General features: G+C 73.1%; 24 protein-coding genes and 1 tRNA gene. 11 read left to right on the top strand and 14 right to left on the bottom strand.

Annotated features, from left to right (window positions below; all coding sequences use genetic code 11):
* Positions 1-93: 93 nt before the first annotated feature.
* Together GWK15_RS22810 and GWK15_RS22805 are read right to left on the bottom strand one after the other, a co-directional pair.
* The gene (locus GWK15_RS22810) at positions 94-690 is read right to left on the bottom strand and encodes a DUF2459 domain-containing protein (RefSeq protein ID WP_168043707.1); all 597 of its coding nucleotides are present in this window, start codon (positions 688-690) and stop codon (positions 94-96) included.
* A 37-nt stretch (positions 691-727) separates the two neighbouring features.
* The gene (locus tag GWK15_RS22805) at positions 728-1,720 is read right to left on the bottom strand and encodes a Bug family tripartite tricarboxylate transporter substrate binding protein (RefSeq protein WP_168043706.1); all 993 of its coding nucleotides are present in this window, start codon (positions 1,718-1,720) and stop codon (positions 728-730) included.
* A 111-nt stretch (positions 1,721-1,831) separates the two neighbouring features.
* Between GWK15_RS22805 and GWK15_RS22800 the strand changes: the two genes are divergently transcribed.
* From GWK15_RS22800 to GWK15_RS22790, 3 genes are all read left to right on the top strand, one after another.
* Positions 1,832-2,302, top strand: coding sequence for an Lrp/AsnC ligand binding domain-containing protein (locus tag GWK15_RS22800; protein ID WP_168043705.1), 471 nt, complete (start codon positions 1,832-1,834; stop codon positions 2,300-2,302).
* Between the two features lie 289 nt (positions 2,303-2,591).
* Positions 2,592-3,260 carry a ribulose-phosphate 3-epimerase gene (gene rpe, locus GWK15_RS22795; RefSeq protein ID WP_168043704.1) on the top strand — a complete coding sequence of 223 codons (669 nt, stop codon included), beginning with the start codon at positions 2,592-2,594 and terminating at the stop codon, positions 3,258-3,260.
* Positions 3,257-4,912, top strand: a complete 1,656-nt coding sequence (locus GWK15_RS22790) for a heparinase II/III family protein (RefSeq protein ID WP_209442372.1) — start codon at positions 3,257-3,259, stop codon at positions 4,910-4,912. The genes rpe and GWK15_RS22790 overlap by 4 nt, the downstream gene beginning before the upstream one ends.
* A gap of 108 nt (positions 4,913-5,020) precedes the next feature.
* Here GWK15_RS22790 and GWK15_RS22785 read toward each other — a convergent pair whose 3' ends face one another.
* From GWK15_RS22785 to GWK15_RS22775, 3 genes are all read right to left on the bottom strand, one after another.
* Positions 5,021-5,929, bottom strand: coding sequence for a DUF808 domain-containing protein (locus GWK15_RS22785; RefSeq protein ID WP_168043703.1), 909 nt, complete (start codon positions 5,927-5,929; stop codon positions 5,021-5,023).
* Positions 5,930-6,244: 315 nt separating this feature from the next.
* Entirely contained in the window at positions 6,245-6,907 is a 663-nt protein-coding gene (ytfE, locus tag GWK15_RS22780) for an iron-sulfur cluster repair protein YtfE (RefSeq protein ID WP_168043702.1), read from the bottom strand.
* Complete coding sequence (locus GWK15_RS22775; RefSeq protein WP_168043701.1) at positions 6,904-7,365, bottom strand: group III truncated hemoglobin; 462 nt, start codon at positions 7,363-7,365, stop codon at positions 6,904-6,906. Before GWK15_RS22775 ends, ytfE begins: the two co-directional genes overlap by 4 nt.
* A gap of 73 nt (positions 7,366-7,438) precedes the next feature.
* Here GWK15_RS22775 and GWK15_RS22770 point away from each other — a divergent pair, with 73 nt between their 5' ends.
* A complete protein-coding gene (locus tag GWK15_RS22770; RefSeq protein ID WP_168043700.1) occupies positions 7,439-7,849 on the top strand; it encodes an RrF2 family transcriptional regulator in 411 nt (136 codons plus the stop codon).
* On the opposite strand, the gene GWK15_RS22765 is transcribed toward GWK15_RS22770, so the two are convergent.
* Complete coding sequence (locus tag GWK15_RS22765) at positions 7,812-8,168, bottom strand: phage holin family protein (RefSeq protein ID WP_168043699.1); 357 nt, start codon at positions 8,166-8,168, stop codon at positions 7,812-7,814. The genes GWK15_RS22770 and GWK15_RS22765 overlap by 38 nt on opposite strands.
* Before the next feature lie 56 nt (positions 8,169-8,224).
* Here GWK15_RS22765 and yddG point away from each other — a divergent pair, with 56 nt between their 5' ends.
* On the top strand, positions 8,225-9,088 hold the full coding sequence (gene yddG, locus GWK15_RS22760) for an aromatic amino acid exporter YddG (protein ID WP_168043698.1): 864 nt from the start codon (positions 8,225-8,227) through the stop codon (positions 9,086-9,088).
* Here the strand turns inward: yddG and GWK15_RS22755 are convergent.
* From GWK15_RS22755 to GWK15_RS22745, 3 genes are all read right to left on the bottom strand, one after another.
* On the bottom strand, positions 9,069-9,746 hold the full coding sequence (locus GWK15_RS22755; protein WP_168043697.1) for an ABC transporter ATP-binding protein: 678 nt from the start codon (positions 9,744-9,746) through the stop codon (positions 9,069-9,071). The genes yddG and GWK15_RS22755 overlap by 20 nt on opposite strands.
* A gap of 100 nt (positions 9,747-9,846) precedes the next feature.
* Positions 9,847-11,091 (bottom strand): ABC transporter permease, encoded by a 1,245-nt coding sequence (locus GWK15_RS22750; RefSeq protein ID WP_168043696.1) that lies wholly within the window; start codon positions 11,089-11,091, stop codon positions 9,847-9,849.
* On the bottom strand, positions 11,088-12,080 hold the full coding sequence (locus tag GWK15_RS22745; protein ID WP_168043695.1) for an efflux RND transporter periplasmic adaptor subunit: 993 nt from the start codon (positions 12,078-12,080) through the stop codon (positions 11,088-11,090). The genes GWK15_RS22750 and GWK15_RS22745 overlap by 4 nt, the downstream gene beginning before the upstream one ends.
* A 124-nt stretch (positions 12,081-12,204) precedes the next feature.
* On the opposite strand from GWK15_RS22745, the gene GWK15_RS22740 reads away from it, so the two are divergent.
* The 4 genes from GWK15_RS22740 (at position 12,205) to GWK15_RS22725 (ending at position 17,829) form a co-directional block, all read left to right on the top strand.
* Positions 12,205-12,279 (top strand) — tRNA-Thr (locus GWK15_RS22740).
* A gap of 90 nt (positions 12,280-12,369) precedes the next feature.
* Positions 12,370-13,911, top strand: a complete 1,542-nt coding sequence (locus tag GWK15_RS22735; protein ID WP_168043694.1) for a serine hydrolase domain-containing protein — start codon at positions 12,370-12,372, stop codon at positions 13,909-13,911.
* Between the two features lie 107 nt (positions 13,912-14,018).
* Positions 14,019-15,608, top strand: coding sequence for an ABC transporter substrate-binding protein (locus GWK15_RS22730; protein WP_168043693.1), 1,590 nt, complete (start codon positions 14,019-14,021; stop codon positions 15,606-15,608).
* A gap of 4 nt (positions 15,609-15,612) precedes the next feature.
* Complete coding sequence (locus GWK15_RS22725) at positions 15,613-17,829, top strand: N,N-dimethylformamidase beta subunit family domain-containing protein (protein ID WP_168043692.1); 2,217 nt, start codon at positions 15,613-15,615, stop codon at positions 17,827-17,829.
* Positions 17,830-17,901: 72 nt separating this feature from the next.
* On the opposite strand, the gene GWK15_RS22720 is transcribed toward GWK15_RS22725, so the two are convergent.
* The 5 genes from GWK15_RS22720 to GWK15_RS22700 form a co-directional block, all read right to left on the bottom strand.
* A complete protein-coding gene (locus GWK15_RS22720) occupies positions 17,902-18,450 on the bottom strand; it encodes a carboxymuconolactone decarboxylase family protein (protein ID WP_168043691.1) in 549 nt (182 codons plus the stop codon).
* A 63-nt stretch (positions 18,451-18,513) separates the two neighbouring features.
* On the bottom strand, positions 18,514-19,218 hold the full coding sequence (locus tag GWK15_RS22715; protein ID WP_168043690.1) for a Crp/Fnr family transcriptional regulator: 705 nt from the start codon (positions 19,216-19,218) through the stop codon (positions 18,514-18,516).
* 79 nt (positions 19,219-19,297) lie between these two features.
* Positions 19,298-19,525 (bottom strand): cation transporter, encoded by a 228-nt coding sequence (locus GWK15_RS22710; RefSeq protein ID WP_168043689.1) that lies wholly within the window; start codon positions 19,523-19,525, stop codon positions 19,298-19,300.
* A gap of 5 nt (positions 19,526-19,530) precedes the next feature.
* On the bottom strand, positions 19,531-19,920 hold the full coding sequence (gene cueR, locus GWK15_RS22705; RefSeq protein ID WP_168043688.1) for a Cu(I)-responsive transcriptional regulator: 390 nt from the start codon (positions 19,918-19,920) through the stop codon (positions 19,531-19,533).
* The gene (locus GWK15_RS22700; RefSeq protein ID WP_168043687.1) at positions 19,917-22,289 is read right to left on the bottom strand and encodes a heavy metal translocating P-type ATPase; all 2,373 of its coding nucleotides are present in this window, start codon (positions 22,287-22,289) and stop codon (positions 19,917-19,919) included. The genes cueR and GWK15_RS22700 overlap by 4 nt, the downstream gene beginning before the upstream one ends.
* Positions 22,290-22,388: 99 nt before the next feature.
* On the opposite strand from GWK15_RS22700, the gene GWK15_RS22695 reads away from it, so the two are divergent.
* Together GWK15_RS22695 and GWK15_RS22690 are read left to right on the top strand one after the other, a co-directional pair.
* Positions 22,389-22,793 carry a hypothetical protein gene (locus GWK15_RS22695; RefSeq protein WP_168043686.1) on the top strand — a complete coding sequence of 135 codons (405 nt, stop codon included), beginning with the start codon at positions 22,389-22,391 and terminating at the stop codon, positions 22,791-22,793.
* Between the two features lie 75 nt (positions 22,794-22,868).
* The gene (locus tag GWK15_RS22690; protein WP_245211844.1) at positions 22,869-23,936 is read left to right on the top strand and encodes a S1C family serine protease; all 1,068 of its coding nucleotides are present in this window, start codon (positions 22,869-22,871) and stop codon (positions 23,934-23,936) included.
* Positions 23,937-23,961 lie beyond the last annotated feature (25 nt).

Here is a 23,961-nt window from a genome sequence, read left to right as displayed (position 1 = left end):
GTTCCGGGCGCAACGTGTTCAACCCGCCCACGGTTGCAGATGAAGTCTTTCACCATGGCAGGACCGTGACATTCCACACGCGCAATGCGCGGGTCAGCCCCCCGCCTGCCGCGCGGCCTCGGCGCGCAGCGCCGCCATGGCCTCCCCGCGCAGGCGTATGCCCGCGACCGGGACGGGCAGGCCGGCCTCGGCCAGGGCGCGCATGACCCAGGTGTTGCAGGTGAAGCCCGGCGCATAGGCGAGGCGCGAGGCCAGAAGGGCCGAGCCGCCGATGGGCAGCGCCACGGGCAACGGCTCGGCCAGTTGATCCGCGACGAAGGCCGCGATGGCCGATATCCCGCCCTCGGGCAGGCGCAGGGGCAGGGTTTCCTCCGCCCCCGGCGGCACCGGGCCGGCCAGGGCGCGCAGCCAGACCACCGCCGGGCCGCCGCCCAGCGCCGCCAGGGCGTCGCCCGATCCCGGCCGGGCCGCGCGCATCCAGGATTCGAGGCCGAAGCCCAAAGCGAGGGGCGCCGCGCCGAGCGGCGCCAGCGACGTCCCGCCCAGGGCCCCGCCTGGCAGGCAGAGGTCGGTGTGCCAGGATTCGGCTGAGACGATCACGGTCTCGCGCCCGTGCGGGCGCGGCGGCGGCGCAGGCGGGACCGCGCAGCCGCCGAGGGCGGCAGCCAGGACGGCGCGGCGGAACGGCATGCCGCGCCATCACCATGCGAAGGGCCCGCCTGTCCATCTATTCGAGGCGCGCGCCGGCGCGGCGCACGACATCGGGCCAGCGGGCGGCCTCGGCGCGGACCAGGGCGGCGAAGCGGTCCGGGCCATGGCCGGTCACGGTGAAGCCCTGGCGCTCGAGGTCGCCGGCGATCTCGGGCAGGGTAAGGATCTGCTGGAGGTCCTGGGCGAGGCGGGCGATGGCGGCCGAGGGCGTGCCCGCCGGGGCGAGGATGCCCTGCCAGGTCACGACGTCGAAGCCCGGCAGCAGCGCCTCGGCGACCGTGGGGACGTCCGGCAGCGCCGCGGCGCGGTCGGCGCCGGTCACCGCGAGCGCGCGCAGGCGGCCGCCCCGGATGTGCTCGATGGCCGCCGGCAGGGTGACGAAGAGGGCTTCGACATGGCCCGCGACCAGGTCGACCACGGCCGGCCCGCCGCCGCGATAGGGGACGTGCGTGAAGGCCACCCCCGCCTGCTGGGCAAACAGCGCCCCGGCCAGGTGCCCGATCGAGCCATTGCCCTGGGAGGCGACGGTCAGGCGGCCGTCGGCCTCCTTCGCCCAGGCGAGGAAGGTCGCGAGGTCGGTCGCCGGGGAGCGCGGGTTGACCACCAGCACCTGCGGGGCGCGCACCGCCTCGACGATCGGGGCGAAGTCGCGCACCGGGTCGAAGCCGATACGGGGGTAGAGGGCGGGGTTGATGGTGAGCGGGTCGGAGCCGACCACGAGCGTCAGCCCATCCGGCCGGGACCGCGCCGCCAGTTCGAAGGCGAGGTTGCTGCCGGCGCCGGGGTGGTTCTCGGCCACCACGGGCTGGCCGAGGCGCGGGGCCAGGTGGCGCGCCAGGATCCGGCCGAGGATGTCGAGGCTGCCGCCGGGCGCGACCGGGATGACGATGCGCACCGGCCGGTCCGGTGCCCAGGCGGGGACGGCCGACCCGGCGGCGGCGAGGCGCGGCGCGAGGGCGGACCCGGCGAGCAGCGCGGTGCGGAGGAGGAGGTCGCGGCGGAAGGTCATGGGCAGGAGTCCCGGCACTGGATTGGAAATCTGTTCTCCCAATGCCGCGAAAACTTGCAACAGAAAGATTTTCCTTCTACACGCCCCGCAACACCGACCAAGGACTTGCCCGTGACCCGCAGTTTCGAGCCTGACGCCACCGATCGCGCGATCCTGCGCCTGATCCAGAAGGATGCCGCGCTGTCGCTGGCCGACATCGCCAAGGAAGTCGGGCTGACGCCGACCCCCTGCTGGAAGCGCATCCGCAAGATGGAGCAGGAGGGGGTGATCACCGGGCGCGTGGTGCTGCTGGACCCGGAGAAGGTCGGGCTGGGCGTATCGGTCTTCGTCGCCATCGAGACGGGCGACCATTCGGCGCCCTGGATCGAGGCCTTCGCCACGACGGTCGCGAAGATGCCGGAGATCGTGGAGTGCTGGCGGCTCGGCGGGGACGTGGATTACCTGCTGCGGGTCGTCGTGCCGGACATGCAGGCCTTCGATTCCTTCTACCGCCGCCTCACGGCGCAGGTGCCGAGCCTGCGGAAGGTCACGTCGCGCTTCGCGATGGAGCGCGTGAAGAGCACCACCGCCCTGCCCATCTAGTGGCCTCAGGCGCCGGCGCGCGCATCCGCGCGCTTGGCTTGCGCGCCGTGCACTGGCGGACCCGGCGCGGCGGCTGGTCTGGGCGCGGTCGCCCTTCGGGCTCCCGGCCCGAGGCCGTGGCCTCGGGCCGCAGGGGGGGGCGCTCGAGGTCGCGGCGCCCTCGCGTTGCGGGTTCCGAGGGCCTTTCGGCCCTCGGCGGGTGGGTCCGGGAGGGCGGCGCCCTCCCGGCCGTCGGCGCCCCGGTTCCTCCGTGTTGTCGCGCTTTGTCGCAAAGGGCTACAAACGCAGCGTGCCCGAACCGCTGATTGCCCCTTCCCTTCTCGCTGCCGATTTCGCCCGCCTCGGTGACGAGGTCGAGGCCGTTGCCGCCGCCGGCGCCGACTGGCTTCACCTCGACATCATGGACGGGCATTTCGTGCCCAACATCTCCTTCGGACCGATCGTGGTGAAGGCGTTGCGCAGGCGCAGCGCGATCCCCTTCGACGTCCACCTGATGATCGCGCCGGCCGATCCGTATCTCGCTGCCTTCGCCGAGGCGGGGGCGGACTGGATTTCCCTGCATCCGGAGGCCGGGCCGCACCTGCACCGGTCGCTGCAGACCATCCGCGCGCTCGGCAAGAAGGCCGGGGTGGTGCTGAACCCGGCGACACCGGTCGATGCGGTGGCGCATGTGCTGGACCTGACGGACCTCATTCTCGTGATGTCGGTGAACCCGGGCTTCGGGGGGCAGTCCTTCATCGACAGCCAGTTGTCGAAGATCGCGACGCTGCGTCGGATGATCGATGCCTCGGGCCGCGACATCCGGCTGCAGGTGGATGGCGGGGTGACGGCGAAGACCGCGCCGCTCTGCGTCGAGGCGGGGGCGGACGTGCTGGTCGCGGGCACGGCGGTGTTCGGCCAGAAGGATTATGCCGCGGCGATTTCCGCCCTGCGGGCGCCGGTCAGGGCCGCCGCATGATCAACATCCTGCGCGGTGCCCGGCAGAAGCTCGCGCGGCTGCGTCCCGTCAAGGTTCCGGAGGCGCCCGCGCGGGCGTTCCGCGACCTCTGGCCGGGCGATGCCGCGCGCGGCGCCAGGCTGCTGCGCGGGGAGTTCGAGATCGCCGGCACGGCGCGGACCCTGCGCCCCGGCGCGGCGGGGGCGGAAGGGTGGGACGCGCCGTCGGGCAGCGCCGCCTGGCGTGCCGCGGCGCATGGCTTCGCCTGGATGCGGGATCTGCGGGCGCTCGGGACGGATGCGGCGCGGCTGCATGCGCGGGCGCTGAGCGCGGATTGGCTGAACCGCGGGTCCGACGAGCCGATCGCGGATGCGCCGGAGGTGACGGGGGCGCGGATCTCGGCCTGGCTCGGGCATTGGGATTTCTTCGCCGCGACGTCGGAAGACGTGTTCCGCAAGGCGATCATGACGCGGCTGGCGCAGGATGCGCGCGACCTGTCGGCGGCGCTGCCGGCCGAGGCCGAGCACCGCGGCGCGCTGGTGGCGCTGAAGGGCGCGCTGGCCGCGGCGATCGCGCTGGAGGAGGACGCCTATCTCCAGCGCGCGGTGCGGTTCCTGCCGGCGGAGATCGAGCGGCAGTTCCACCCCGATGGCGGGCATGTGGAACGCTCGCCGTCGATGCAGCTGCTGGCGCTGCAGGACCTGATCGAGATCCGCAACCTGCTGCATGGGGCGGGGGTGGAGCCGCCGCCGCATCTCGCGGCCGTGCTGGATCGCGCCGCACCGGCGCTGCGGCTGTTCCGGCATGGGGATGGCGGGCTCGCGCTGTTCAACGGGACGCGGGACGAGACCTCGGCGCTGCTGGACCTGGTGCTGACGCAGGGCCAGGCGCGGGGGCGGGCGCCGGCGGAGCTGCCGGAGACGGGGTTCGAGCGGCTGCAGGCCGGGCGGACCCTGGTGATCGTCGATACTGGCGCGCCTCCGGCCGGGCGCGCCGTGGCGGCGGCCGAAGGCGGGCTGCCGGCGGGGGCGGATCGCTTCGCCCATGCCGGGACGCTGGCCTTCGAGATGTCGGTCGGGCGTGACCGGCTGATCGTGAATTGCGGCGCGGCGCCGGCGGCCGAGGAGGCCTGGCGCGACGCGCTGCGCGCCACCGCGGCGCATTCGACGTTGGTGCTGTCGGACACCAATTCCTCGGAGTTGCGGCCGGAAGGCCTGGGCCGGCGGCCCGAGCAGGTCGAGACCGCGCGGCACGAAGCGGCCGGCGCGCAGTGGCTGGAAGCGAGCCATGACGGCTGGCGGCGGGGCTTCGGCGCGCTGCACCGGCGGCGGCTGTACCTCGCGGAATCGGGGGACGACCTGCGCGGGGAGGACATGGTGGAGGTGCCGGGCGACGTCGCCGTCCCCGGCTTCGCCATCCGCTTCCACCTGCATCCGGGCGTGAGCGCCTCCCTGTTGCAGGACGAGAGCGCGGCGCTGCTGCGCCTGCCATCGGGCATCGGGTGGAAGATCCGCGCCAAGGGCGCGCGGGTGGCGCTGGAGGACAGCGTCTACCTGGGCGGCGAGCCGCGGCGGTCGAACCAGGTCGTGCTGATCGCCGAGGAGGGCGAGGCCTCGATCCAATGGGCGATCACTCGCGTGTCGATGCCGGGGCCGGCGACGGCGGAGGAGTGACGCGGCGCGGCCGCTAGGACCGTCGTCGACGGCACGGCGCCGCCCCTAATCCCACCCCGGCGACGGCATCCTGGACGGATGGCGCCGGCCGTCAGGCCGGGCCGGGCGTCAATGCAGCAGGCGGCCGAGCACCGGCATCGCGGCCGCCCCGACGATGAGGCCCGCCACACCCGCGAGCATCGCGCCGACCAGCCATTCGACGACCGCCCCGCCCCCGCCATGGCCCGCCGCGACGGCGATGTCGTGGACCCAGTGCGGCAGGGCGCCGAGGCCGAAGGCCTCGAGCCCATGCAGGATGATGCCGCCGCCGACCCAGACCATGGCGAGCGTGCCGACCACCGAGAGCACCTTCAGCACCACCGGCATGCCGCGCACGAGGATGGCGCCGGCGCCGTAGCCGCGGCGGACCAGGGCCACGCCGGCATCGTCCGCCTTCACGATCAGCGCGACGACGCCATAGACCGCGAAGGTGATGACCGCGCCGACGATGGCGAGGGTCGCGGCCTGGGTGGCGATGCCTGCCTCGGGGATGGTCGCGAGCGCGATGGCCATGATCTCGGCCGAGAGGATGAAGTCGGTCTTGATCGCGCCGGCGACGCGCGTGTCCTCGAGCTGCTTCGCATCGGTGGGTACGGCGGAGGACTGCGCCTGCTCGGGATGCGGGCGGACCCATTCGAGGACCTTCTCCGCCCCCTCGAAGCACAGGTAGATGCCGCCGAGCACGAGCAGCGGCGTGATCAGCCAGGGCGCGAAGGCCGAGAGCAGCAGCGCCGCGGGCAGCAGGATGACGAACTTGTTCTTCAGCGACCCGAGGGCGATGCGCCCGATGATCGGCAACTCGCGGGAGGCGTCGAAGCCCACCACGTAGCGCGGCGTGACGGCGGCGTCGTCGATCACGACCCCCGCGGCCTTGGCGCCCGCCTTGGCCGCCTGCGCGGCGACATCGTCGATGGAGGCGGCGGCGACCTTCGCGATGGCCGCGACGTCGTCCAGCAGCGCCAAGAGGCCCGTGCTCATCTGCCAACCTTCCCGGGGGTTGCTGCGCTGCACCCTGCCGGAAGGCGGCGCCGGGTTCAATGCGGCGGCGGAGCGGTCGGCTACCCTTCGGGAATGCGCCGATCGGAGCATTCCGTCGCCCGGCATCGGGCCGCGTCCCCAACCGGCCAGCCGACGACCGCGCCCCGGATGGGTGGCCGGCCGGTGCCGGCCATTTCAAGCGCCTTCGCCAAGGACAACCGGCGGCACCGGCGCGCCCTCCCTCGCGCCGCCCGGGCGGCGGCGACGCGCCGATGCCGCCTTGGGGAGGCGCCCGCCAGGGGCGCCCCCCGAGGGTCAGGCCCCGAAGCGGGGGAAGAGGACGTTGTTCTCCAGGTGGACATGGTCCTGCAGGTCGTCGGCGAACTTGCGCAGGCCGGCGCAGAGGGCGCGCCAGGTCGTGCAGGCGCCGGCGGGCGGCGTGGCGTCGTTCGACAGCGCCAGCAGCTGCGCGAGGCGTTCGCCATGGTCGTCGTGCTCGTGCCGCATGACCGAGATCGGCGCGCCCGCCATGCCGCCGCGGCCGGCGAGGATCATCGGGAAGAGCACGCCTTCCTCCTTCGCCATGTGGTCGGCGAGCGCGAGCTCGGTCTCCTCGAGCGCGTCGGCGAGGCCCACGGGCGCGCCCTCGACGCCGCGGTGCACGGCCTCGACGCGGCGGGCGAGGCGGATGAGCTCGGGCAGCTCGCGGCGATGGACGGCGTGGTAGCGCTCGAGGATGCGGCCGATCAGTGCCTCGGTCGGGAGTTCCGTGTCGGGCACGCCGGCCCGGCCGGCGAGCGCGGCGAGGTCGGCCTCGATCGCGGTGAGGTCGAGGCCGCGGGCCGCGGCGGCCTCGGACAGCGGCACGGCGCCGCCGCAGCAGAAATCCATCTTGCGCTGGCGGAAGACGGCGGTGGCGCCGGGCAGCGTCGCGGCGATGTCCGACAGGTTGCGGTCGGCGAAGGCGGTGGCGGTCATGCGGGTGCTCCTGGAGTGCGGCCCGGCAAATCGCCCCGGGCGACGGCGATGCCCATTTCCAGGCTGCGGGCAATGGTGCGGGCGCGGGCGGCGAGCAGCGCGGCGCCGGCGGGCGGGCAGCGCTCGGCGACCGTCGCCTCGAAGAGTTCGAGCCAGCGGGCGAAATGCGCGGGGTCCAGGCCGAGCCCGAAATGCGCGCGCATCGGCTGGCCGTGGTAGCGGCCGGTCATCAGCGCCACCGAGGACCAGAAGTCGGTCACGGTGCCGATATGCGCCTCCCAGTCGCCGACCTTCGCGAAGACCGGGCCGAGCAGGTCGTCGGCGCGGGCGCGGGCGTAGAAGTCGCGCAGCGTCTCGGCGATCAGGGCCTCGCTGAGCCCCGTCTCGGCCGCGATGGCGGCGGCGGCCGCGGCGCGGCGGGCGGGGGTTTCGGGATGCGGAACGCTCGGGGGCTGCATATTGGTATCTCCGATACCAATTAACTGCCACGCCAATTGTGGTATCGTCAATACCAATTCAGGGACCCGACCGATGCGCCTCCTTGCCGCCACCGATTTCGCGCTGCGCGCGCTGATGCGCCTCGCCGCCGAGCCGGAGCGGCGGATGTCCACGGAAGAACTGGCCCGCGAGCTCGGCCTGTCGCGCAACCACCTGCACAAGCTCGTGCAGGCGCTGGCGGCCGAGGGGCTCGTCGCGACCCAACGCGGGGCGCAGGGCGGCGTGACGCTCGCCCAGCCGCCCGACCAGATCCGCATCGGGGAGGTCGTGCGCCGGATGGAGCGCGATCAGGCCTTGGTCGAATGCTTCCGCGCCGATGGCGGCGCCTGCACGCTGACGCCGCGCTGCCGGCTCAAATCCGCCCTCGCGGGGGCGGAGTTCGCCTTCTACCGGGCGTTGGACGCGGTCAGCCTCGCAGACTGCCTTCCGCCAGCGCCCCGTTGATCAGCCCCGAGACGATCGAGACCACGATCGCGCCGAACAGCGCCGACCAGAATCCCGCGACGGTGAAGGAGGGCACCAGCGCTGCGACCAGGGCCAGCATCCCGGCGTTCACCACCAGCAGGAACAGCCCGAGGGTAAGGATGGTCAGCGGGATCGACAGGATCACCGCGACCGGCCGGACGATGGCGTTCACCAGGCCGAGCACGATCGCGGCGATGAGCAGCGCGCCCATGTCCCGCGCCGCGAGCCCCGGCACGATGGCGACGGCGACCCAGAGGGCCCCGGCGGTGACGAGGGTGCGGATGACGAAGCCGGCCATTCCCTGACAGTCCTTCCTGGGTTAGTGCGCTGCATCCCCCAGATGGTGACGAGGCGATGGGTTTGCCCAGTCTGGCCGGATGCGGCGCGCTGCTGCTCTGGGCCTTCCTTGCGCTGCTCGCGCGCATGGCGGCGGGGATTCCGCCGCTCGAGCTGACCGCGCTCGCCTTCGCCGCGGGCGGGGTCATGGCGCTCGGCGTCGTCGCGGCGCGCGGGCGGCTCGGGGCGCTGCGGCAGGGGCCGCTCGCCTGGGCGCATGGCGTGGGCGGGCTGTTCGGCTACCACGCGCTGTACTTCGCCGCGCTGGCGCTGGCGCCGGCGGTCGAGGCGAACCTGCTCAACTACCTCTGGCCGCTGCTGATCGTGCTGCTGTCGGGGCCGATCCTGGGGCTGCACCTCGGGCCGCGTCGGCTGGCGGGCGTGGGGCTCGGCTTCCTCGGCTGCGCGCTGCTGGTCGGCGCGGGCGCATCCTTTCCCGCGGGGGCCTTCTGGGGCTTCGCCTGCGCTGTCGGCTGCGCGGTGGTCTGGGCGGTCTATTCCGTCACCTCGAAGCGCATGGCCGCCGTGCCGACCGAGGCCGTGGCGGGGTTCTGCATCGCAACGGCGCTTCTGGCCGGCGTGACGTCGCTGGCCTTCGAGACGCTGGTCATGCCCGATGCGCGCCAATGGATCGCGATCCTGCTGCTCGGCCCGGGGCCGCTGGGGGCCGCCTTCTTCCTGTGGGATGCGGGGATGAAGCGGGGCGATCCGCGGCTGCTCGGCACGCTCGCCTATGCGGTGCCGGTGGCCTCCACGCTGCTGCTGGTGGTCGCGGGCGAAGGCGCGCTCGACTGGCGCGTGGGGCTGGCGGCGCTGCTGGTCGCGGGCGGCGGGCTGCTGGCGGCGACCGCGCGGGACGGCGTCACCCCCGCTCGTCGCTGACGATCCGGCCGTCCACCAGGTGCACGCGGCGCGTCGCGCGATGCGCGAGGTCCGCATCGTGCGTCACCACCAGCACCGCGCGGCCGTCTTCCTGCGCGAGCCGCGCGAAGATGTCGAAGACGGCCGCCGCGTTCTTGGTGTCGAGGTTGCCGGTGGGTTCGTCGGCCAGCAGCAGAACGGGATCGTTGGCGAGCGCGCGGGCGATGGCGACGCGCTGGCGCATGCCGCCGGAGAGCTGCTCGGGCAGCTTGCGCGCATCGTCGGCGAGGCCGAGGGCGCCGAGCAGCGACATCGCGCGCGCCTCGGCCTCGGCGGGCTTCAGCACGCCGCGCCGGCGGATCGGGATCAGCACGTTGTCGAGGGCGGAGAATTCCGGCAGCAGGAAGTGGAACTGGAAGACGAAGCCGAGCCGCGCGAGGCGCAGCGCGGCCAGCGCCGGCGGCGCGAGCGAGGCGGTGTCCTGCCCTTCGAGCAGCACGCGGCCGGAGGTGGGCCGGTCGAGCAGCCCGAGCAGGTAGAGCAGCGAGGATTTTCCGGACCCCGATGGCCCGGTGATGGCGACGAACTCGCCGCCATCGACGCGCAGGTCGATGTCGCTGACCAGCGTCACGCCTTCGGCCAGGCGCTTGGTGACGGATTCGGCGACGAGGAGAGTCATGCAGGAAGACGGTGGGAAGGGAACTTCCCCCCGAGCCCCCCAACCTTCTTTGCCAATGGGCGCAGGCCGCGGCGGGGGGAGGTTCCCCTCCCCCGCCCTGTCATGCCGCCCCCCTGACGATCTGCACCGGATCGAGCCGCGCCGCCCTTCGCGCCGGGATCACCGCCGCAATCCCCGCCGACACCACCGCGAAGCCCGAGGCGACGGCGAAGATCCGCCAGTCCTGCGCCAGCATGAAGCGGTCGTTGCCGGCCGGCGTCTCGGTCGCGAAGCGCACCTGCGCCAGGCCTTCGATCATCGCCTGGCCGAGCAGGCAGCCCAGCACCGCGCCGAGCAGCCCGGCGATCGCGCCCTGCAGCAGGAACAGCGCCTGGATGTCGCCCTCGGTGAAGCCAAGCGACTTCAGGATGGCGATGTCGCGCGTCTTCTCGAACACCACGGTCGAGATGATGTTGTAGATGCCGAAGGCCGCGACCAGCAGGATGGCGCCGGTCACGCTGTACATGATGGCGTTCTGGATGACGAAGACCGTGAGGATGTTGCGGTTCTGCTCCTCCCAGGATTCGGTGCGGTCGCCGAAGCGGGCCTCGATCCGGCGGGCGAGCGGTTCGGCCTGGGTCACGTCGTCCAGGCGCAGCAGGATCTGGTTCACCACGTTGCTGCGGTCCTGCAGCACCTGGTTGACCTTGAGCAGCGCGTAGCCCTGGGTCTGGTCGAGGCTGACGAGGCCGGTGTGGAAGATGCCCACGATCTTCATCTGCAGCGTCACGCCGCGGGGCGAGACGGCGATGACGGTATCGCCCAGCTGCACGCCGAGGCGATACGCGAGCGTCGAGCCGATGATCAGCCCGTTCGCCGCCGAGCGCAGGTCCTCGAGCCGGCCCTGGATCATGTCCTTCTCGAGATTGGCGACGCGGCGGTAGCGCTGCGGGTCGATGCCCGTGATCGTCACGCTGAGGTCACGCGCGCCATAGCGCAGCAGCGCCGGGCCGGTGAGAATGGGCGCGGCGGCGACGCCGGGCATGGCCTCGAGGATGTCGAGCTTCTCGCCCGAGGCGCGGATGCCGCGCACACGGTCGCGCGGCTTCACGCCGTTGATCGAGACGGCGCCGTCGGTGATCGCGAGTTCTGCGGCCTGGGCGGGTGGCGTGCGCGTTTCGTCCTTGATGACGATGTGCGGCTGAACGTCGATGACCTGCTGGATGAAATAGGTCTGGAAGCCACGCATCAGGGAGGCAATGGCGATGAAGAAGGCGACGCCGAGCGCGACGCCGGTGACGCTGACCAGCGTCTGCCGCCGCCGCCGCGCGAGCATCCCACGCGCCAGGTCGAGCAGCAGCCTCACGACCGCAGCCTGACGAGCTGGCCGGCCGCGAGGCCCGCGGGCGGATCGAGCACCACCATCTCCCCCGGCGCGAGGCCGCGCAGCACCTCGACCGAGCGGGCACCCTGCACGCCGAGCTCGACGCGGCGGGGTTCGACCCGTTCGCGGCGGATGACGAAGACGCGGCCGTCGCGCACCGCCGACGGCGGGACCAGCACGGCGTTGTCGGACTGATGGAGGACGATGTTCGCCTCGACCGTCATGCCGATGAGCAGCGGGGTGTCCTCGGGCAGGTTGAGGCGCACGCGGTAGGCCTTGCGCGTGGAATCGCCCTTGGGCGTGATCTGGCCGACCGTGGCGGGCAGCACCTGGCCGGGGAAGGCATCGGCGCGCAGCAGGGCGCGCTGGCCTTCGCGGACCTGGGCGATGTCCTCCTCGTCCACCTCGGCGGTGACGCGCAGCGGGCGGGGTTCGCCGATCCAGAACAGCGCGGCGGGGGTGTCGACGACCTCCCCCACCTCGGCGTCGCGGCGCAGGACCAGGCCGGCGGACGGCGCGCGGACGATGTAGTCGTCGAGGCGCCGGCGGGCGGCGTCGGCCACGGCGCGCACGGCGCGGGCCTCGGATTCGGCGCGGTCGAGGGCGGAGCGGGAGGCGACTTCCCGCGTCACCAGGGTGCGGGTGCGGGCGAGCTCGTCCTCGGCGAAGCGGGCGCGGGCGTCGGCTTCCTCGACGCGGTGCAGGGCCTCGCGGTCGTCGAGCCGGGCCATGGGCTGGCCTTCGGTGACGCGCTGGCCTTCGTCGACCATGACGGCGGTGATGCGCGCGCGCACGGCGGGGCCGACCTTGGCCCAGTGGACGGGCTCGACGCTGCCGGTGGCATAGACGGCGCGCAGCGCGGGGCCGGTCGTTGCGACGGCGATCGCGACGGAGGGCGGCAGGGAGTGCCAGCCCCATGCGCCGCCGGCGGCCAGGAGGATGGCGAGGATGAGGAGGGCGCGGCGGCGCATGGCTGGGCATGGAATAGCATGGAACCGGCCGATTGGCTTGGGCGGGAAACACCCGGTTGCAGGCGGGGCCGCGCGCGGGTATGACGCGCCGCCCGGACCGTGCGGCGACGCGCGGCGGCCAGGGGCCGGCATAGCTCAGTGGTAGAGCAACTGATTCGTAATCAGTAGGTCCGCGGTTCAAATCCGCGTGCCGGCACCAGTTTTCCCGACCTGCCCACGGCTTCGCACGCCTCCCCGCCTCGTCCATGCTGCGCGCCCCTGCCGCAGCCGCGAGGCGAGACCCTTTTCCATGACCCCACCCGACTGGACGGCCGCCCTCGTTGAGGCCGAGGCCATCGTCGCCGCCTGGGCCGCACCCGGCGAGGCAGCGCCGGGCGGGACCATCCTGCTGTTCGACCGCGACGGCATCCGCGGCCAGGCCTCCGCCGGGCTGGCGAGCCTGCAGCACGGCATCCCCTTCACGCCGCGCACGCCAAGCCGCTTCGCCTCCATCACCAAGCACCTGCTGTGCGCCTATGCGCTGCATCGCGGGATCGACCTCGCCGCGCCGCTCGGCGCGCTGGTTCCCGGCCTTCCGGACGCGATCGGGTCGGTGCCGGTGGTGCGCGCGCTGTCGATGACCTCGGGTATCCCCGACCTGCTGCAGAGCTACATGCTCTGCGGCGTGCCGGCCTCCGCCGCGGTGGATGCGGCGGCGCTCGATGCCTTCACGGCGGCGCTGCCCGGCCTCGACTTCGCGCCGGGCAGCGAGATGTCCTACAGCAACACCGGCTACCGGCTGGTCGAGCACGCGCTCGCGCGGCAGGGCGGCGCCTTCGCCGCCTGGGTGGAAGTACCGCTGAACGCGGCGCTCGGCACCGGCTTCCGCTTTCCGACCGCCTGGGACCGGCCGCTCGCCGGGCTTGCCGACGGATACTGGCGCGAGGGGCCGGATGCGCCCTGGCGCGTCGGATCCTACGGCATGGCGCTGTCGGGCTCGGGCGCGCTGGCCGGCAGCGCGGAGGACCTCGCGACCTGGCTGCGCGCGCTGCTGCGCGGCGACGGGCCGGCCGGCGACGTGCTCGCGCGGCTGGCGACGCCGGCGACGCTCGCGGATGGCCGCGCGTCGCATTACGGGCTCGGGATGCATGTGACCGGGATCGACGGCGTGCGGCTCGTCGGGCATGGCGGGCACCTGCCGGGATTCAAGAACCACGTCCTGCTCGATCCGGCGACAGGCAGCGGCGTCGTGCTGCTGTCGAACCGCGAGGAGACCGAGCCTTATCTTCCCGCGCTGCGCGTCATGGCGCGGCTGCTCGGCATCGCGCCGCCGTGCCTCGATGCGCCGGCACTGCCGCGCGGTCTGTTCGTCGAGGCAAGCGGGCCGACCTGGCTCGAACTGGGCGAGGGCAGCGCGACCTTCATGGGATCGCGCGACACGCTGCTGCCCGGCGCGACGGAGGGCGAGGCCGTCGCGCTGTCGCCCTACCTGCCGATGCGGCTGCGTCGCGACGGCGCGGACATCGTGGGCGAGGTGGGCCACGCCGCGCGGCGCTTCCATCCCGTCGCGGCGGATGCGCGGCTCGATGCCGGCCTCGCCGGCACATGGCGCGCCGCGGCGATGCACGCGGAGCTGTCGATCGCCATCGCCGCCGATGGCGGCGCGACGGCGTCGATGGGCAGCGGGCCGCTGCATCGCGTCGTGCCGCTCACGCCGCTCGCGGCGGATCGCGCGATCATGCCGGTCGGCGCGCTGCCCTGGCCCGGGCGTGCCTGCCTCTGGCTGCGTGCGCCGGGCGTGCTGCGCATCGCGACGAACCGCAGCCGCGTGATCGACTTCCAGCGCGTGTAGCGCGCGCCCCCTTGCCAGCCTGCGGCGTGCGTCGCAGGCTCCGCCCGTCACGACCGGCGGCGCTGCGCATCCCCGCGCAGGCCCGAAGCCGAGGTGAGGGATCCCCGATGCAACGACGCTCCTTCCTGCAGACCACCGCCGCCATCGGCGCCGGTGCGATCGCCTCGCCGCGCCTGGCCGCGGCGCAGGGCCAGCGCGTGCTGCGCTTCGTGCCGCAGGCGGATATCGCGATCCTCGACCCGATCGCGACCACCGGCTTCGTCACGCGCAACCACGGCTTCCTCGTCTTCGACACGCTCTATGGCTGGGACGAGCAGTACCGCGCGCATCCGCAGATGCTCGAAGGCCATGTCGTCGAGGATGACGGCCGCACCTGGATCATGACGCTGCGCGAAGGGCTGAAGTTCCACGACAACGAGCCGGTGCGCGCGCGCGACGTGGTCGCGAGCCTACGCCGCTGGGGCGTGCGCGACCAGTTCGGCATCGCCGCGATGGCGGTGACGGACGAGATCACCGCGACCTCGGACCGCGTGGTGCGCTGGCGGCTGAAGCGGCCCTTCCCGCTGCTGCCCGATGCGCTCGGCAAGATCGGCGCCAACGTCGCCTTCATCATGCCTGAGCGCCTGGCCAATTCCGATCCCGCCCTGCCGATCAGCGAGATGGTGGGCAGCGGCCCCTTCCGCTTCGTCGCGAGCGAGCGCGTACCCGGATCGCGCGCGGTCTATGCGAAGTTCGACGGCTACGTGCCGCGCGCAAGTGGCACCACCAGCCTGCTCGCGGGCCCGAAGATCGTGAACCTCGATCGCGTGGAATGGCTGACCATCCCCGATGCCAGCACGGCCTCGGCCGCGCTGCAGCGGAACGAGGTGGATTGGTGGGAGCAGCCGACCTCGGACCTGCTGCCGAGGCTGCAGCGCCAGCGCGGGCTGAAGGTGGAGGTGCTCGATCCCACCGGCGCCATCGCCATGCTGCGCTTCAACCACCTGCATCCGCCCTTCGACAATCCGGCGATCCGCCGCGCGGTGCTCGGCGCCATCAGCCAGGAGGACGTGATGACGGCGGTCGCCGGCACCGACCGGTCGCTGTGGCGCGCCGGCGTCGGCTTCTTCGCGCCGGGATCGCTGATGGCGAGCGACGTGGGGATGGAGGCGCTGAACGGTCCGCGCGACCTCGCCGCGGCGCGCCGCGCGCTCGAACAGGCGGGCTACAAGGGCGAGAAGGTCCTGATGATGGGCCCGACCGACTTCCCCGCCATCACCGCGATGAGCGAGGTGGTCTCCGACACCTTCCGGCGGATCGGCATCAACCTCGACTACGCGGCGATGGACTGGGCGTCCGCGCTGCGCCGCCAGGCGAACCGGGAAGTGCCGGAACGCGGCGGCTACAACGCCTACTGCACCTACACGGCGGGGGTGAACCAGTTCAATCCGGCCGCGCACAACTTCATCCGCGGCAGCGGGCTGAATGCGACCTTCGGCTGGTCCACGAGCGCGAAGCTCGAGGAGCTGCGCGACGAGTGGCTGCAATCCACCAGCGACGAGGTGCGCGCGCGCATCGGCCGCGACATGCAGCGCCAGGCCTTCATCGACGTGCCCTATGTGCCGCTCGGCCAGTTCTACCAGCCGACGGCCTATCGCGACGACCTGCAGGGCGTGCTGAAGGGGCTGCCGCTGTTCTGGAACGTGAAGCGCGGGTGAGCCGATGCTGCCCGTCACCGGCTATGCCGAGCGCTGGAGCGTGCGCCAGGGCGATGCACTCCGATTCATGATCGGCGTGGCGGGGGGCGGGCGTTATCGCGCGCGCGTCGCCCGCATCCTCTGCGGCGATCCGAACCCGGCCGGCCCGGGGTATCGCGAGATCCCGATGCCCTGCGGCATCGCGGGCGAGCATGAAGGCACCGAGCAGGCGATGCGCCTTGGCTCCTGGGTCGAGGTGCCGGCGGTGGACCTCGGCGCGGGCGACGCGCCACTGACGCTGGCGGCGACGATCTGGCCGACGCTGCCGGGGCGCGGTGCGCAGCCGGTGCTGTCCTGCGCGGGCGGCGGGGCGATGCTGACGCTCGGCATCGGGCCGCGCGGCGCCTTCGCGCGGCTGACGTCGGGCGGCGCGACGACGATCGTCGAGGCCGGCGTGCCGCTGACCGAACGCGCCTGGCACGACATCGCCTGCCGGATCGACCCGGCGAGCGGCGTGCTGGAGGTGGCGCAGGTGCCGCGGGCGAAGCGCCTCGATGTGGATGAGGCCGCCGTCGCGCAGGCGACGACGCGCGATGCGCGCCCCTCCGGTATCGGCAGCGCCGCCATCGCGGCCGAGCGCGCCGCGCATCTGCATTTCGACGGCAAGATCGCCCGGCCGCGCATCCTGCGTGGCGACGAGAGTATCGGCGAACGGCTCTGCGCGCAGGCCGGCAGCGCCGCGCCGCCGCCGGCGGAGGTGCTGGCCGATTGGGACTTCGCCATCGGCATCCCGACCGACGACGTCGCCGACATCGGGCCAGGCCGTTGGCATGGCCGCTGCCACAACCTGCCGACGCGCGCCATGACCGGGCCGGACTGGACCGGCGCCGTGCATCGCTGGACCGAGGCGCCGCGCCACTACGACGCCATCCACTTCCACTCCGACGACATCGGCGACGCGGGATGGTCGCCGTCGCTCACGCTCGACGTGCCGGCGGATTGGCCGAGTGGCCTCTACGCCCTGCACCTCGAGACCGAGGGCGGGCGGGACAACATCCCCTTCTTCGTGCGGGCAAAGGATCCAGGGCGGAAGGCGCGCGTCGCCTTCCTCGCGCCGACCATGACCTACACGGTGTACAGCCAGTTCGTGCGCGCCGGGCGCCAAGCGCAGATCGCACCGCGCGCCGCCGCCTGGGGCGCGCTGCCGCAGGCGCCGGACGGGCATCCGGAATATGGGCTGTCGCCCTACAACCATCATGCGGACGGATCGGGCGTCGTGATGTCCACGATGCGCCGGCCGATGATCGACAAGCGCGTCAACCAGTTCCACCTGATGGATCCTGATCCGACAGGGTCAGGCACCTACTGGATCGCGGCCGACAGCTACATCCTCGACATGCTCGACCGCGCGGGGATCGAGGTCGAGGTCATCACCGACCACGACGTCCATGCCGAGGGCGCGGCGCTGCTGTCGCGCTACGCCGTCGTGCTGACCGGACAGCATCCCGAATACCACACGCATGAGACGCTCGACGCCATCGCCTGGTATCTCGCGAATGGCGGGCGCTTCGTCTACCTCGGCGGCAACGGCTTCTACTGGCGCGTCGCGCCGCATCGCAGCGGCCCCTGGGCCTTCGAGCTGCGCCGCGCCGAGGGCGGCATCCGCCTGTGGGAGACGCTGCCCGGCGAGGGCTACCACGCCTTCGACGGCGGCTATGGCGGGCTGTGGCGCCGGCTCGGGCGGCCGCCGCAGGCCCTCGTCGGCGTCGGATTCAGCACGCAGGGCAACTACAACGGGCATCCCTATACCTTCACCGATGCGGTGCTCGACCCGCGCGTCGCCTTCCTGCGCGAAGGCATGGAAGCCACCGCGACGCCCGGCGGCATCTTCGGCGATCGCGGGCTGATGGGCGGCGGCGCGGCGGGGCATGAACTCGACCGCGCCGATGTCAGCCTCGGCACGCCGCACCATGCGCTGATCGTCGCCCGCGCCGTGGTGCACGAAGCGAGCTACCAGCCGGTCAACGAGGAACGCCGCGACCACACCTGGCCCGGCACGCGGGAGGATCTGATCCGCTCCGACGTGACCTTCTTCGAGACGCCGAATGGCGGCGCCGTCTTCTCGGTGGGGTCGATGAACTTCATCGGCGCGCTGCCGGTGGATGGCTACGCCAATGCGACGGCGCAACTGATCCGCAACGTGGTCCGCCGCTTCGCCGATCCCGCTCCCTTCACGCTCTGAGACGACCCAGGTGATGGTGTCCAGAGGCCTTTCGGCCTCTGGCGGGGCGGCGAGGAGGGGCGGCGCCCCTCCTCAGGTCGGCAGCGGAAACCGGTCCAGATAGGGCTGGTAGTCCGGCTCCACCTGGATATCGAGCGAGGCGAGCACGCGCACCACCGCGCAGTAGAAGCCGATGACCAGCACCAGGTCGACCAGGCGCTCATTGTCGAAATACGCGCGCAGGCGTTCGAAGGTCCCCTCGCTGACGCCAGGCCCCGCATAGGCCTCCCGCGCCGCGAGCAGCACGAGCTTCGCCAGCGGCTCGAGCGCGCTGTCGCGGCCCTCGGTCTCGGCGATCAGGGCGTGGATGTCGGCTTCGCTCACGCCGAAGTCGAAGCCGATCTTGACGTGGTGCGACCATTCATAGGCCGAGCGCGCGAGCCAGCCGACCTGCAGGATCGCGAGCTCGCGCAGGCGCGGGTCGAGCGTCGATCCGTAGCGGATGAACTGCCCGAGGCCCGAGAAGGCCCGCGCCCCGTTGGGGCTGTTGGTCAGCGCGCGATGCAGCGCGATGTTGCGCTTGAGCAGGTCGCGATCGGCTTCCTTGAGGTCGGCGACCGTCATGTCGGGCACGCGAGCCATCGGCATTTCCCCCTTCGATGCTTCGGGGGTATGGCACCATGCGACGGGCAGGCTGGAAAGTCCCTAGGCGGACCGGGCGCGCGCTTCCGTCCTCGGCAGCGTCACGCGCAGCAGCGCCGCGCGGTCGGGCACGTCGACGCGCCGGCCGTGCAGGCGCAGCAGCCCGGCGGCCTCGAGCCCATGCAGCGCGCGCGACAGGCTCTCGGGCGTCATGCCGAGCCGCGCGGCGATCGCCGCACGCGGTTCGGGCAGGTCGACCGGCCCGCGCGCGGCCGGCAGCCGGCGCGCGAGGAAGCGCGCCGCACGCTGCGTCGCGTCGCGCGTCTTGAGGTCGACCACCTGGTCGATCATCAGCCGCCACTGGCGCGCCATCTGTTCCATCGCCGCGCGCATCAGCCCGGGATCGCCGGCGGCGGCGGCGCGCAGGCGCTCGGCCTCGATGGCGATGAGCCGCGTGGGCGCCAGCGCCGTGGCGGCGACCGGGCTCGGCATGCGCAGCATCACCGCGGCGATGACGAAGGCCTCGCCGGGGGCGAGGATCTCGACCATCGTGCCGCTGTTGCCTTCCTCGGCGGTGCTGAGGCCGATCGAGCCCTGGGTCAGCACATAGAGGAAATCCGCCGGCGCATCCTGCGCGAGCACCGTGCCCCCGCGCGGCACCATCAGGGGCTTCGCCTCCGCGAGGAGCCGCGCACGCACCTCGGGCGTCGCCGCCGCGAGGAGGGGGCCGGCGTCCTTCACGCCGTTGGCGCTGCGTATCGCCGGCATGGGCCTGGTATCCGCATGGCCGCACCATCGCAGGAGCGGCGCGGATCCAGGTTGATTCAGATCAACGTGGCGCGCGGCCTCAGTCCGAGGACTTCACCTCGTAGCCTTCCTCCTCCACCGCCATCGACACGACGTGGCGCGGCAGCACGGTCTCGGACTTCACGGTGCCCTCGGTCAGGTCGACCACGACCTTCGCGGTCGGGTCCTTGGCCTGGATGGCGGCGGTCACGGCGCTGACGCAGTGGCCGCAGGACATGCCGCCCACCTTCAGCGTGATCAGGGCGGGGGCGTTCTCGGTCTTGGCCATGGGTCTCATTCCTTCCGTGCGAGGTCGTCGAGGATCGGGCAGTCGGGGCGCGCATCGCCGTGGCAGTGCGCGGCCAGGTGGCGCAGGCTCGCCGCCATCGTTCGCAGCGATTCTGCCTTGGTCTCGAGGGCGGCGACATGCGCCAGCGCAAGCCGCTTCACCTCCTTGCTCGCCCGGTCCCGGTCCTGCCAGAGGGCGAGCAGCCGGCGCACATCCTCGAGCGGGAAGCCGAGGTCGCGCGCGTGGCGGATGAAGCGCAGCAGCGCGACATCGCGTTCGGCATAGACGCGGTAGCCGTTGGTGCTGCGCAGGGCCTTGAGCAGGCCGATCGATTCATAGTGCCGGATCATCTTGGCCGAGACGCCGGAGGCCGCGGCCGCGTCGCCGATGTTCACCGTGCATCTCCCTTCGGCCGCCAGCGCGCGAGCAGCAAGGCGCTGGTCAGGACGCTGACGCTGGACGCCGCCATCGCCGCCCCCGCCACGACGGGCGAGAGCATGCCGAGGGCCGCGAGCGGCAGGCCGACGACGTTGTAGCCGAAGGCCCAGACCAGGTTCTGGCGGATCTTCGCATGGGTCCGCCGCGCCACCTCGATCGCCGCGGGGACCAGGGCGGGATCGCCGCGCAGCAGGGTGATGCCCGCCGCCTCGATCGCGACATCGGTGCCGGTGCCCATGGCGATGCCGAGTTCGGCCTTCGCCAGCGCAGGCGCATCGTTCACGCCGTCGCCGACCATGGCGACGCGCGCGCCCTCGGCCTGCCAGGCGGCGACCGCATCGACCTTGCCGTCGGGCAGGACCTCGGCGGCGACGGTGTCGATGCCGAGCTGTGCGGCGACACCTTCGGCCGCGGCGCGGATGTCGCCGCTCAGCATCGCCGTGCGGATGCCCATGGCGCGCAGGCCGGCGACGGCGGCGGCGGCGCCGGGCTTCGGCGCGTCCTCGAAGGCGAGCAGCGCGAGCGCGCGGTCACCCTCGATCAGCCAGGCGAGGCTGCGGCCCTGAGCGGCCTCGGCCTCCGCAGCCGCGACCAGCGCCCCGGCATCGGCGCCGCTTTCGGCGAGCAGGCGCGGGCTGCCGAGCGCGATGCGCCGTCCGTCCACCACGCCCTCCACGCCGCGCCCGGGCAGGGCCCGGAAGTTGGCCGCAGGCGCCACGGCGCCGCTAGCGGCCACCACCGCACGGGCGAGCGGGTGCTCGCTGCCCGCCTGCAGCGCGCCCGCCAGGCGCAGCGCATCGCCCTCCGTCACGCCCTCGGCCGGATGCAGCGCGGCGAGCCGCGGCTTGCCTTCGGTCAGCGTGCCGGTCTTGTCGAAGGCGACGAGCGTGACGCCCTGCGCGCGTTCGATGGCATCGACGTCGCGCACCAGGATGCCGGCGCGCGCCGCGGTCCCCGTCCCGGCCATGATCGCCGCCGGCGTGGCGAGACCGAGAGCGCAGGGGCAGGCGATGACGAGCACCGAGACGGCGGTGATGATCGCGGTTTCCGCATCCGCGCCCGCCAGCAGCCAGCCCGCCAGCGTCACCGCGGCGATGGCGAGCACCACAGGCACGAAGATCGCGCTCACGCGGTCGACCAACTTCTGCACCGGCGCGCGGGAGGCCTGGGCGGCGGCGACCAGCGCCGCGACGCGGGCGAGCATCGTCTCCCCGCCCACCGCGCGGACCTCGATCACCAGCCGGCCGTCGAGCGCGATGGTGCCGGTCGCGACCTTCGCGCCGGGCTCCTTCTCGACCGCGCGGCTTTCGCCGGTCAGGGCGCTTTCGTCGACGCCGGACCGGCCCTCCCGCACCTCGCCATCGGCCGGGATGCGCTCGCCGGGCCGCACCACGACCAGGTCGCCCACAACAAGGGCCGCGGCCGGGACCTCGCGTTCCGCGCCGTCCTCGATCCGCCGCGCGGTGCGCGGGGCGAGGCCGAGTAGGGCGCGGATCGCCGCCCCCGTCGCGCGCTTCGCCCGCGCCTCGAGCCACTTGCCCAGCAGCACGAAGAAGACGACGACGGCGGCGGCCTCGAAATACAGGTGGTGGGCGTGCGCCGCGCCGTGGCGCAGCAGCAGCCACATCGACAGGCCCCAGGCGGCGCCGGTGCCGATGGCGACCAGCTGGTCCATGTTGCCGGTCCCGGCCCGCGCCGCGGCCCAGCCCGCGCGCCAGAAGCGCGCGCCCAGCACGAATACCACCGGCGTGGCGAGCACCGCCTGCCACCAGCCGCCCGGCATCCAGTCCCGGCCGAAGGGCAGGCCCACCATGCCGACCAGGAAGGGCGCGGTCAGCGCGGCGGCGAGGAGCAGGTCGCGCTTCTCGCGCGACGCGCCGGGATCTTCCGCCGCCGCCTCGCTCGCCGCGACCAGGTGGTAGCCGGCGCGGGTCAGCGCGGCGGCGAGCGCCGCTTCCTCGGTGCCCGCCACCGCGCGCAGATGGGCGCGCTCGGTCGCGAGGTTCACGCTCACCTCGAGCACGCCGGGCACGCGCGACAGCGCCTTCTCGACGCGCTTCACGCAGGACGCGCAGGTCATGCCGCCGACGCCGAGGTCGAAGGTGACCTCCGGCACGCGGTAGCCGGCCTTGGCGACGGCGACGGCGAGGTCGCCCACGGGGGCGGTGCCGCGCACCTCGGCCTGGCCGGAGGCGGGGTTCACCTCGGCGGATGCGACGCCGGGGACGGCTGTCAGGGCACGGCGCACGCGCAGCGCGCAGGCGGCGCAGGTCATGCCCTCGACGGGCAGGAGAAGACGGGGTTCGGACAGGGGGGCTTCGGGCATGGTCAACCTCTCGCCGCCCAGATGGGGTTTCCCATAATGGGAAGGTCAAGGGCGCTCCGCAATTGACTCCGCGATGGCGACTGCCGACATGCAAAGGCGATGATCCGGACCGTCGCCTGCCTCGCCGTCCTGGCGTTCCTCGCCATCGCGCCGGGGGCTTCCGCCCAGAACGAGCCCTTTCGCGTCACCAACCGCGCCGCGGTGCCGGCGACCGGGCTCTATGTCTCGCGCACGGGGCAGCCCTGGGGGGCAAACCTGCTGCGGGATCCGCTGGCCCCGGGCACCTTCTTCGCGCTGCGTCCCGGCGAAGGCGCGGGCTGCCTCTTCGACATCCGCCTGGTGCTGCAGAACGGGCAGGAACTGGTCCAGCGCGAGGCGGACATCTGCACGCAGCGCAACATCGAGCTCGCGGGCGGTCCCGCCCCGGCGCCGCGCGCCGGCGCGCTGCCGCAGGTCGGCGGCAGCGACCGCCTGCTGCCCAGCATCGCGCCCGCGCCGCGATGAGCGTGACGCAGGTCGCGCCGGGACATGGCAATGCCGATTGACAGGCGCGGGGGCGCTGCGGGCATGAATCGTTCCATGCGCCTCGTCATCGCCGCCGCCCTGCTTGCCTCCGGTGTCCCCGCATCGCCGGCGCTGGCGCAGAACGAACCCTTCCGCATCGTCAACCGCACGCCGGGCACGGCGGTCGGGCTCTATGCGGTGCGTAGCGGGCGGGCGGAATGGGGGGCGAACCTGCTGAACCGGGGCCCGCTCGGGCCCGGGCAGACCTTCGCGCTGCGCCCGTCCGAAGGCGCGGGCTGCGCCTTCGACCTGCGCCTGGTGCTGCAGGGCGGGCAGGACGTCGTGCAGCGCAACGTCGACATCTGCGCCAACCGCACAGTGGTGATGGCCGCCCCGCCGCCGGTCCTGGCGATGCCGGGCCTGCCCGGACTGCCCGACCGCAAGCCGGCACCCGAAGGCGTGGCCGGCGCCCTGCCGCCGCCGCCCGCCGGCACCGCGCGGCCCAACCCCAATGCGCGCGTGACCACCGGCACCGGCTTCGTCGTCGGCGGCGGTGCGGTGCTGACCAACCACCACGTCATCGACGGCTGCCAGCGCGTCTTCGTCCGCACGGCGGATAATCGCACCCTGCCGGCCCAGGTGCCGGCCGCGGATGCGCGGCGCGACCTCGCGCTGGTGCGCGTGACCGGGGAGGCCGGGCCGGTCCTCTCCTTCCGCTCGAACCCGGTGCGGCGGGGCGAGAGCGTGGTGACCTACGGCTTCCCGCTCGCGGGCCTTCTGTCGTCGGGCCCGACGTTGACGACCGGGGAGGTCAGCGCGCTCTCGGGGCTCGGCGACAACCAGCAGCAGTTCCAGATCAGCGCGCCGGTGCAGCAGGGCAATTCCGGCGGGCCGCTGCTCGACCGGCAGGGCAACGTGATCGGCGTGGTGGTGTCGAAACTGAATGCCGCGCGCATCGCGCAGCGCACCGGCGACATCCCGCAGAACGTGAACTTCGCGGTGAAGGGGACCGAGGCGGTCGATTTCCTGCGCCGCAACGGCGTGACGCCGCAGATGCGCGAAAGCGCCTCGGCCGAACGGCCGGCGGCCGAGGTGGGCGAGCAGGTCCACCCCAGCACCGTCTTCATCCGCTGCGAGAAGTAGCGGCGCGCGCCCCTATCCGGAGGCC

This window comes from Neoroseomonas oryzicola (assembly GCF_012163135.1).
Taxonomy (GTDB): Bacteria; Pseudomonadota; Alphaproteobacteria; order Acetobacterales; family Acetobacteraceae; genus Neoroseomonas; species Neoroseomonas oryzicola.
Note: the sequence above shows the minus strand (reverse complement) of the source record. Positions and strands in the feature narration are given on the sequence as shown.

What these genes read in the sequence shown, in the direction of transcription:
- GWK15_RS22810 (WP_168043707.1), bottom strand. Translation starts at nt 690, where the DNA reads ATGCCGTTCCGCCGCGCCGTCCTGGCTGCCGCCCTCGGCGGCTGCGCG.
- GWK15_RS22805 (WP_168043706.1), bottom strand. Translation starts at nt 1,720, where the DNA reads ATGACCTTCCGCCGCGACCTCCTCCTCCGCACCGCGCTGCTCGCCGGG.
- GWK15_RS22790 (WP_209442372.1), top strand. Translation starts at nt 3,257, where the DNA reads ATGATCAACATCCTGCGCGGTGCCCGGCAGAAGCTCGCGCGGCTGCGT.
- GWK15_RS22785 (WP_168043703.1), bottom strand. Translation starts at nt 5,929, where the DNA reads ATGAGCACGGGCCTCTTGGCGCTGCTGGACGACGTCGCGGCCATCGCG.
- ytfE (WP_168043702.1), bottom strand. Translation starts at nt 6,907, where the DNA reads ATGACCGCCACCGCCTTCGCCGACCGCAACCTGTCGGACATCGCCGCG.
- GWK15_RS22775 (WP_168043701.1), bottom strand. Translation starts at nt 7,365, where the DNA reads ATGCAGCCCCCGAGCGTTCCGCATCCCGAAACCCCCGCCCGCCGCGCC.
- GWK15_RS22770 (WP_168043700.1), top strand. Translation starts at nt 7,439, where the DNA reads ATGCGCCTCCTTGCCGCCACCGATTTCGCGCTGCGCGCGCTGATGCGC.
- GWK15_RS22765 (WP_168043699.1), bottom strand. Translation starts at nt 8,168, where the DNA reads ATGGCCGGCTTCGTCATCCGCACCCTCGTCACCGCCGGGGCCCTCTGG.
- yddG (WP_168043698.1), top strand. Translation starts at nt 8,225, where the DNA reads ATGGGTTTGCCCAGTCTGGCCGGATGCGGCGCGCTGCTGCTCTGGGCC.
- GWK15_RS22755 (WP_168043697.1), bottom strand. Translation starts at nt 9,746, where the DNA reads ATGACTCTCCTCGTCGCCGAATCCGTCACCAAGCGCCTGGCCGAAGGC.
- GWK15_RS22745 (WP_168043695.1), bottom strand. Translation starts at nt 12,080, where the DNA reads ATGCGCCGCCGCGCCCTCCTCATCCTCGCCATCCTCCTGGCCGCCGGC.
- GWK15_RS22735 (WP_168043694.1), top strand. Translation starts at nt 12,370, where the DNA reads ATGACCCCACCCGACTGGACGGCCGCCCTCGTTGAGGCCGAGGCCATC.
- GWK15_RS22730 (WP_168043693.1), top strand. Translation starts at nt 14,019, where the DNA reads ATGCAACGACGCTCCTTCCTGCAGACCACCGCCGCCATCGGCGCCGGT.
- GWK15_RS22725 (WP_168043692.1), top strand. Translation starts at nt 15,613, where the DNA reads ATGCTGCCCGTCACCGGCTATGCCGAGCGCTGGAGCGTGCGCCAGGGC.
- GWK15_RS22720 (WP_168043691.1), bottom strand. Translation starts at nt 18,450, where the DNA reads ATGGCTCGCGTGCCCGACATGACGGTCGCCGACCTCAAGGAAGCCGAT.
- GWK15_RS22715 (WP_168043690.1), bottom strand. Translation starts at nt 19,218, where the DNA reads ATGCCGGCGATACGCAGCGCCAACGGCGTGAAGGACGCCGGCCCCCTC.
- GWK15_RS22710 (WP_168043689.1), bottom strand. Translation starts at nt 19,525, where the DNA reads ATGGCCAAGACCGAGAACGCCCCCGCCCTGATCACGCTGAAGGTGGGC.
- GWK15_RS22700 (WP_168043687.1), bottom strand. Translation starts at nt 22,289, where the DNA reads ATGCCCGAAGCCCCCCTGTCCGAACCCCGTCTTCTCCTGCCCGTCGAG.
- GWK15_RS22695 (WP_168043686.1), top strand. Translation starts at nt 22,389, where the DNA reads ATGATCCGGACCGTCGCCTGCCTCGCCGTCCTGGCGTTCCTCGCCATC.
- GWK15_RS22690 (WP_245211844.1), top strand. Translation starts at nt 22,869, where the DNA reads ATGCGCCTCGTCATCGCCGCCGCCCTGCTTGCCTCCGGTGTCCCCGCA.